At 58.9% G+C, this 5,139-nt stretch carries 5 protein-coding genes and 1 pseudogene; all 6 read right to left on the bottom strand.

The window, feature by feature from the left end; genetic code table 11:
• Positions 1–70: 70 nt before the first annotated feature.
• Entirely contained in the window at positions 71–1,504 is a 1,434-nt protein-coding gene (locus APH30_RS25950) for an MBL fold metallo-hydrolase RNA specificity domain-containing protein (RefSeq protein WP_054914136.1), read from the bottom strand.
• Between the two features lie 102 nt (positions 1,505–1,606).
• Entirely contained in the window at positions 1,607–1,870 is a 264-nt protein-coding gene (locus tag APH30_RS25955) for a lipopolysaccharide assembly protein LapA domain-containing protein (RefSeq protein ID WP_054914134.1), read from the bottom strand.
• Positions 1,871–1,889: 19 nt separating this feature from the next.
• Entirely contained in the window at positions 1,890–2,186 is a 297-nt protein-coding gene (gene ihfB / locus APH30_RS25960) for an integration host factor subunit beta (RefSeq protein WP_003252675.1), read from the bottom strand.
• A 216-nt stretch (positions 2,187–2,402) separates the two neighbouring features.
• A complete protein-coding gene (gene rpsA, locus APH30_RS25965) occupies positions 2,403–4,079 on the bottom strand; it encodes a 30S ribosomal protein S1 (protein ID WP_003252673.1) in 1,677 nt (558 codons plus the stop codon).
• 124 nt (positions 4,080–4,203) lie between these two features.
• Complete coding sequence (gene cmk, locus APH30_RS25970) at positions 4,204–4,890, bottom strand: (d)CMP kinase (protein WP_054914135.1); 687 nt, start codon at positions 4,888–4,890, stop codon at positions 4,204–4,206.
• Positions 4,887–5,139, bottom strand: a pseudogene (locus APH30_RS25975) (bifunctional prephenate dehydrogenase/3-phosphoshikimate 1-carboxyvinyltransferase); the annotation flags it as partial. The gene cmk and the pseudogene APH30_RS25975, both read right to left, overlap by 4 nt.

Here is a 5,139-nt window from a genome sequence, read left to right on the forward strand (position 1 = left end):
TAAAGCCCTTGAAACGGATGAGGGCGCGGTTGAGACAACAGAGATCGCCAATGTTCTGAGCGCGACCCGTTTATTTGCCTATAAAAACCGCCATTGGTCGGTTCGCTTCAGCCAGACGATGCTCAAGCGCCTGCTTCAATGCGGTTTTCGCCTGCCGCTCACCATGCACTAAAACAACTTTTGCGGGAGGCGATGGAATACCCTCAATAAAACTTATCAAACCTTCCCTGTCTGCGTGGCCCGAGTAGCCACCAACCGTTAGCACCTTCGCTCTGATCTCATGCGTCTTGCCGCTCAGCTCGATCTGCAAGAAGCCTTCCGCGCCTTCACTGGCCTGTATCACCGCCCCTGGCGTCCCCTTGGCCTGGTGGCCGACAAAAATTATTTCATGCCGAGGGTCGCCGAGCATGGCCTCCAGGTAATTGACGATTCGACCACTTGAACACATGCCATTACCTGCAATCACGATCGCCGGGCGCCCGGTACTCTTGAGGTAATTGACCACCTGTTGGTGGCGGGCATGGGTGTCCACACTGATCAGCTGACTGAAACCGAGCGGGTCGCGCCCTTCAGCCAGGCGAGCTCTGGCTTCAGCGTTCCAGTACTCGTGCAGCTCGCTGTAAACGCGGGTAATACGCTGGGCCAAGGGTGAGTCGAGGATGATGGGCAACTGCGACCAGTTGACGGGATCTTCGTCACCCGGTTCGCCGTGGGCTCCGGTCAATGCCTTGCGGTGCAGAATATCCTCTATTTCGTACAGCAGCTCTTGTGTACGCCCCAGGCTGAAGGCCGGAATCAGAATGGTGCCTTTGTCGGCCAAGGCGCGATCAATTGCCGCCTCCAGTTGCTGCTGCCGACCGCCCTTGACCGGGTGCAGGCGGTCACCGTAGGTACTCTCCAGCACCAGCACATCTGCCCGCTCCGGGGGCCGAAGCGGGCGCAGCAATGGGTTGGCACCATTGCCCAGGTCGCCTGAAAACACGTAACGGGTGTTGATACTTCCATGCAACAGGTCGCACTCGACATATGCCGACCCAAGCAGGTGCCCTGCACGCTGCAAGCGGATACGACACTGCAAACCCGGCTCCATCACCACTTCATGCCACTGCTCGAAGGGCAAAGGCACAATCAGGCTTGTGACCCGTTCAAGGTACCGCGCCACCTGAGCAGGCTCGCGGTTGATGCCCACCCTGTAGGCGTCCTCCAGTACCAGCGGCAATAGCCGCGCCGATGGCTCGCTGCAAATTATGGGGCCGCGGTAACCTGCAGCCAGCAGCGCGGGTATGCGCCCGACATGGTCCAGGTGTACGTGGGTGACGATTAACGCGCGAATGCCCTGAATATCGAAGTTGAGCGGCGCGGATTCTGCACCAGGCGGCGCATCGGTGCCCTGTTCCAACCCACAGTCCACCAGCAAACTGCTACACGAGGCCAAGTGCAACTGGTGGCAGGAACCAGTCACACCCCGGGTGCCACCGTGATGGAAAAGGCAGGGAAACTCCATGCTACGCACACTCAACTTGGCCATAAATGAAGTGGGTTATTACTTCATGGCGGCCAGCCTGTGCATAGGCGGACTATTCCTAGGAAGGCGTAGGAAATTTCCTTAGTTACCGCTCAATGCCGCTTGCCGGGCAGAGGCCTTGATCTTGCGCTTGCTGCGTTGAACGCCGTATGCGCCCAGTAGCGGGCCTATAGCCAGGCCGATGACCAGCGCTGCCAGCACCAAGACAGCCACGGGCAGTTCCGGCGCAGCCCAGCCGAACAGCACCAGCGCAACGGGCTGCTGGTTCTCCAGCACGAAGAACAACACCACCGCCGCCAACAGCAGCACGAAAATAGCCGCCAGGGCGCGCTTCAGGTTACGCATCAGATTGCTCCTTGAGTGCTCAGGCTTCGGCCTCGTCTTCTTCGTTGACCCGGTCGCGCAACTCTTTGCCGGGCTTGAAGTGCGGTACGAACTTGCCTTCGAGGCTGACCGACTGGCCAGTCTTGGGGTTACGCCCCACGCGTGGGGCGCGATAGTGCAGCGAGAAGCTGCCAAAACCGCGGATCTCAATGCGGTCGCCGGTAGCCAGGCATTGTGACATCTGTTCAAGCATGGTCTTGATGGCCAACTCCACGTCCTTGGACGAGAGCAGCCCTTGATGGGTGACAATACGTTCGATCAGCTCCGACTTCGTCATATTTTTCCCTTCGTTATCAAGCAGCTAGATCATTGCTTAAGCAGGTTGTAGCACGCTGGGAAGGATTTGAACAGGGTGCATCTTGACTTAATAAAAAATTTCAAGATTGAAGTAATTCAGGAATGGTCTACCGCGCGAACGCCGGTGTGCGTGGTTGGGAGCAGGCACAAAAAAAGGGCGACCCGAGGGTCGCCCTTTTTACCGATCAAACAGAACTCAGTTCTGCTTGGCCATCGCTTCGCGCAGCAGCGCAGCCATGGTGGTGTCGGCAGCAGCTTCCGGAGCGTTTTTCAGGCTCTGGATAGCTTCACGCTCTTCAGCGTCGTCTTTCGACTTGATCGACAGGCTGATAACGCGGGACTTGCGGTCAACGCTGATGATCTTGGCTTCGATCTCTTCGCCTTCCTTCAGAACGTTGCGCGCGTCTTCAACGCGGTCACGGCTGATTTCGGAAGCTTTCAGAGTGGCTTCGATGTCGTCGGCCAGGGTGACGATGGCGCCTTTGGCGTCAACTTCTTTCACGATGCCCTTGACGATAGCGCCCTTGTCGTTGACAGCAACGAAGTTGGAGAACGGATCGTCTTCCAGCTGCTTGATGCCCAGGGAGATGCGCTCGCGCTCTGGGTCAACCGACAGGATGACGGTTTCCAGCTCGTCGCCCTTCTTGAAACGACGTACGGCTTCTTCGCCGGTTTCGTTCCAGGAGATGTCGGACAGGTGAACCAGGCCGTCGATGCCGCCGTCCAGACCGATGAAGATACCGAAGTCGGTGATCGACTTGATGGTACCGGTGATCTTGTCACCCTTGTTGAACTGGCCGGAGAAGTCTTCCCATGGGTTGGACTTGCACTGCTTGATGCCCAGGGAGATACGACGACGCTCTTCGTCGATGTCCAGAACCATGACTTCCACTTCGTCGCCAACCTGAACGACTTTCGACGGGTGGATGTTCTTGTTGGTCCAGTCCATTTCGGAAACGTGTACCAGACCTTCAACGCCTTCTTCCAGCTCAGCGAAGCAGCCGTAGTCGGTCAGGTTGGTTACGCGAGCCTGTACGCGAGTACCTTCTGGGTAACGGGCAGTGATAGCTACCCACGGATCTTCACCCATTTGCTTCAGACCCAGCGAAACGCGGTTGCGCTCGCGGTCGAACTTCAGAACGCGTACGTCGACTTCGTCGCCAACGTTAACGATTTCCGATGGGTGCTTGATGCGCTTCCAGGCCATGTCGGTGATGTGCAGCAGGCCGTCGATACCGCCCAGGTCCACGAATGCGCCGTAGTCGGTGAGGTTCTTGACGATACCTTTGACTTGCTGGCCTTCCTGCAGGGTTTCCAGCAGGGCTTCGCGCTCGGCGGAGTTCTCGGCTTCCAGCACGCTGCGACGGGAAACGACAACGTTGTTGCGCTTCTGGTCCAGCTTGATGACCTTGAATTCCAGCTCTTTGCCTTCCAGGTGGGTGGTGTCGCGCACTGGGCGGACATCAACCAGGGAGCCCGGCAGGAACGCACGGATGCCGTTAACGTCGACAGTGAAGCCGCCCTTAACCTTACCGTTGATAACGCCCTTGACCACTTCTTCGGCGGCGAAAGCTGCTTCCAGAACAATCCAGCACTCGGCGCGCTTGGCTTTTTCACGGGACAGTTTGGTTTCGCCAAAGCCGTCTTCGACCGCGTCCAGCGCAACGTGGACTTCGTCACCGACCTTGATGGTCAGTTCGCCAGCTTCGTTGTAGAACTGCTCGAGCGGGATGACACCCTCGGACTTCAGGCCAGCGTGTACGGTAACCCAGTCGCCGTCGATGTCGACAACGATACCGGTGATGATGGCACCCGGCTGAAGATTGAGGGTTTTCAGGCTTTCTTCAAAGAGTTCTGCAAAGCTTTCGCTCATTTTAATTCCTGTAGATTCGGGCGAAACAAACGCCCCTCGCCACATTCCAGACAATGTGGGTCTGTTTTAAGTAAAGGAACGCCGGCAAGACGTTGACTGGTGAACCTGCCTGCTTTCCTGGTGATCAGAGAAGGTCGCGCTGGGCGATCTCGCTCCTGATACGTTGCAACACCTGCTCGATGGACAACTCGGTGGAATCCAGCTGAATGGCGTCTGCCGCTGGTTTCAGCGGGGCCACTGCACGCTGAGTGTCGCGTTCATCACGCGCCCGAATCTCATCCAGCAGACTCGACAGACTAACATCTTCACCCTTGCCCTTCAACTGCAGGTAGCGGCGGCGCGCCCTTTCCTCGGCACTGGCGGTCAGAAACACCTTCAGCGGCGCGTCGGGGAATACCACCGTGCCCATGTCGCGGCCGTCGGCAATCAGCCCGGGCATTTCCCGGAAGGCGCGCTGGCGCTGCAGCAGCGCCTCACGCACGGCAGGCAGCGACGCTACCATCGAGGCACCGGCACCGACGGTTTCGGTGCGGATGACCTGGCTGACGTCCTCACCTTCGAGAATGGTCTGCTGCAGCTTACCGGGCTCGGCGGCGATGAACTGCACATCCAGATGGGCGGCCAGCTTGGTCAGCAGCTCTTCGTTGGTCAGATCGACACCGTGGTTGCTGGCATTGAACGCCAGCAACCGGTACAGCGCGCCCGAGTCCAGCAGGCGCCAGCCCAGCTCGCGCGCCAGCAAGCCGGCGACCGTACCTTTGCCAGAGCCACTCGGCCCGTCGATGGTGATGATGGGGGCCTGCGTATTCACGACTTGCCCTCTTCTGCCACGCGGATGCCCACTTCGGCGCACAGCGCCAGGAAGTTGGGGAACGACGTGGCAACGTTGGCGCAGTCATGAATGCGGATCGGCGCACTGGCGCGCAGCGAGGCCACGCTGAAGGCCATGGCAATGCGGTGGTCACCGTGGCCATGCACTTCGCCGCCGCCCAGCTGGCCGCCGTCGATGATGATGCCGTCCGGGGTCGGCTCGCACTTGATGCCCAGGGCAACCAGGCCG

This window comes from Pseudomonas sp. NBRC 111127 (genome assembly GCF_001320345.1).
Lineage (GTDB): Bacteria > Pseudomonadota > Gammaproteobacteria > Pseudomonadales > Pseudomonadaceae > Aquipseudomonas > Aquipseudomonas juntendi.

What these genes read in the sequence shown, in the direction of transcription:
- APH30_RS25950 (WP_054914136.1), bottom strand. Translation starts at nt 1,504, where the DNA reads ATGGAGTTTCCCTGCCTTTTCCATCACGGTGGCACCCGGGGTGTGACT.
- APH30_RS25955 (WP_054914134.1), bottom strand. Translation starts at nt 1,870, where the DNA reads ATGCGTAACCTGAAGCGCGCCCTGGCGGCTATTTTCGTGCTGCTGTTG.
- ihfB (WP_003252675.1), bottom strand. Translation starts at nt 2,186, where the DNA reads ATGACGAAGTCGGAGCTGATCGAACGTATTGTCACCCATCAAGGGCTG.
- rpsA (WP_003252673.1), bottom strand. Translation starts at nt 4,079, where the DNA reads ATGAGCGAAAGCTTTGCAGAACTCTTTGAAGAAAGCCTGAAAACCCTC.